The organism is Mesorhizobium sp. WSM4312 (assembly GCF_002294875.1).
GTDB lineage: Bacteria > Pseudomonadota > Alphaproteobacteria > Rhizobiales > Rhizobiaceae > Mesorhizobium.
The window spans coordinates 7,501-10,000 of sequence record NZ_NSFU01000006.1 but is presented as its reverse complement, the minus strand read 5'-3'; the positions used below and the strand labels follow the sequence as shown (position 1 = coordinate 10,000).

The 2,500-nt window shown below is 57.0% G+C and carries 1 protein-coding gene, 1 tRNA gene and 2 rRNA genes (1 of these 4 cut by a window edge); all 4 read left to right on the top strand.

Features of this window, described 5'->3' with window-relative positions:
* Nucleotides 1–1,104 (top strand): 23S ribosomal RNA (locus tag CK228_RS10710); it begins 1,696 nt to the left of the window's first position.
* 195 nt (nucleotides 1,105–1,299) lie between these two features.
* A 5S ribosomal RNA gene (gene rrf / locus CK228_RS10705) occupies nucleotides 1,300–1,414 on the top strand.
* A gap of 186 nt (nucleotides 1,415–1,600) precedes the next feature.
* Nucleotides 1,601–1,677: transfer RNA gene (locus CK228_RS10700), tRNA-Met, on the top strand.
* Nucleotides 1,678–1,844: 167 nt separating this feature from the next.
* Entirely contained in the window at nucleotides 1,845–2,354 is a 510-nt protein-coding gene (locus tag CK228_RS10695; RefSeq protein ID WP_095787840.1) for a nucleoside kinase, read from the top strand.
* Nucleotides 2,355–2,500 lie beyond the last annotated feature (146 nt).

Sequence of the window (2,500 nt, the reverse complement as noted above, 5' to 3'; positions counted from 1 at the left end):
CTGTTTATCAAAAACACAGGGCTCTGCGAAGTCGCAAGACGACGTATAGGGTCTGACGCCTGCCCGGTGCTGGAAGGTTAAGAGGAGGGGTGCAAGCTCTGAATCGAAGCCCCAGTAAACGGCGGCCGTAACTATAACGGTCCTAAGGTAGCGAAATTCCTTGTCGGGTAAGTTCCGACCTGCACGAATGGCGTAACGACTTCCCCGCTGTCTCCAGCATAGACTCAGTGAAATTGAATTCCCCGTGAAGATGCGGGGTTCCTGCGGTTAGACGGAAAGACCCCGTGCACCTTTACTATAGCTTTACATTGGCATTCGTAGTGGCATGTGTAGGATAGGTGGTAGGCTTTGAAACCTGGGCGCCAGCTCAGGTGGAGCCACCCTTGAAATACCACCCTTATTACTATGGATGTCTAACCGCGGCCCGTTATCCGGGTCCGGGACAATGTATGGTGGGTAGTTTGACTGGGGCGGTCGCCTCCTAAAGAGTAACGGAGGCGCGCGATGGTGGGCTCAGAACGGTCGGAAATCGTTCGCTGAGTGCAATGGCATAAGCCTGCCTGACTGCGAGACTGACAAGTCGAGCAGAGACGAAAGTCGGTCATAGTGATCCGGTGGTCCCGCGTGGAAGGGCCATCGCTCAACGGATAAAAGGTACGCCGGGGATAACAGGCTGATGACCCCCAAGAGTCCATATCGACGGGGTTGTTTGGCACCTCGATGTCGACTCATCGCATCCTGGGGCTGGAGCAGGTCCCAAGGGTATGGCTGTTCGCCATTTAAAGCGGTACGTGAGTTGGGTTCAGAACGTCGTGAGACAGTTCGGTCCCTATCTGCCGTGGGTGTAGGAATATTGAAAGGATCTGTCCCTAGTACGAGAGGACCGGGATGGACGGATCTCTGGTGGACCTGTTGTGGCGCCAGCCGCATAGCAGGGTAGCTATATCCGGACGGGATAACCGCTGAAGGCATCTAAGCGGGAAACCCACCTTAAAACGAGTATTCCCTGAGAACCGTGGAAGACGACCACGTTGATAGGCCGGGTGTGGAAGAGCGGCAACGCTTGAAGCTTACCGGTACTAATAGTTCGATCGGCTTGATCGTTCTCATTTCTTATGCCCATCGTGTAACACGATGGTCTGACCAACGCTCACGCATGAGCGGCCCTTACGGGCCTATGCTCCGCGAGGGCGCCGGAAAACCGGCGACGCGCAGTCGCGCTTGCGGGCTTACGCCCGAAAGCCACAAACGTCGCCTTGGCACAAAAAACAGCTTCTCGAACAACGTGCGTTTTGCCGACCTGGTGGTTATGGCGGAGCGGCTGCACCCGATCCCATTCCGAACTCGGCCGTGAAACGCTCCAGCGCTGATGGTACTTCGTCTCAAGACGCGGGAGAGTAGGTCGCTGCCAGGTCTGCTAAACGCACGTTGAACTCACATCCAACCGGATCGAGTGAAATCTTCTCTCTACGAAAATGGCCCGCCAAGGGACCACGGGCCGCGTAAGCGGCCCTTTCATTTGGTGAGCCATATACCTATCTGTAGGCCAGCCTAGTCGTAGGCTTGCGCTTACATCCTAAGCAAGCTCGCTTAGTGGTGACGCGGGGTGGAGCAGCCCGGTAGCTCGTCAGGCTCATAACCTGAAGGTCACAGGTTCAAATCCTGTCCCCGCAACCAAATCAAAAAACGGCCCGCCTGGCTCAAACCAGCGGGCCGTTTTTGTTTTTGCCGGGGGCCCCGGATCTTAACCTGCATCAGCGCCCCGTGCCGCCATGACGGGACGGCTGCTTCGCGCCTTCAGAGTTCTCTTCGCGCCGGTTTGAACGACATGATAAACGGCGGTTATGGGAATCAAGAACTATCTGATCGAAGGCGGTTCCGGCACTGGAAAAACGTCTGTCGCTACCGAACTGGAGCGGCGGGGTTACCATGTCGTCCATGGTGACCGGGTCTTGGCCTATGTAGGCGACCCCGAAACAGGCAAGGCACTGCCAGGACCACCCGAGGGCGAGGAGCGCATCGTTTGGGAATACGCGCACTGGATTTGGCCCGTCGACAAGGTCCGGGCCATTGCTGCCGATACCACCCATCCTGCCACCTTCTTCTGTGGCGGCTCGCGCAATTTCCATAAATTCCTGGACTTATTCGACAAGGTGTTTGTGCTCGACGTAGACGTTGAGACGTTGAACCGACGATTAGATGGGCGACCGAATGAGCCAGGTTTCGATCCGGCCGACCGGCGGCTGGTACTGCGCTACCATCAAAGCCGGGAATATCTTCCCGTTGGCATCGATATCGACACGGCGGGTGCGGTCCCAAGCATCGTCGACAATATCCTCGCTCAACTCGCCTGAAGCCCTGAACGCATCGTGAATGGGATGGGAAGCACTCGAGTATTGCGGGAAGACGCTAGTCTAGCCGCCTGAACGGCTCACTGGAGGCGCTGACACTCTGTAGCCGACCGGCAGCTTGCGGATCGGCAAGCCGGACGCCCTAACGG

Excerpts from the sequence above, each read along its gene's own strand:
- CK228_RS10695 (WP_095787840.1), top strand. The coding sequence starts at position 1,845 with ATGGGAATCAAGAACTATCTGATCGAAGGCGGTTCCGGCACTGGAAAA.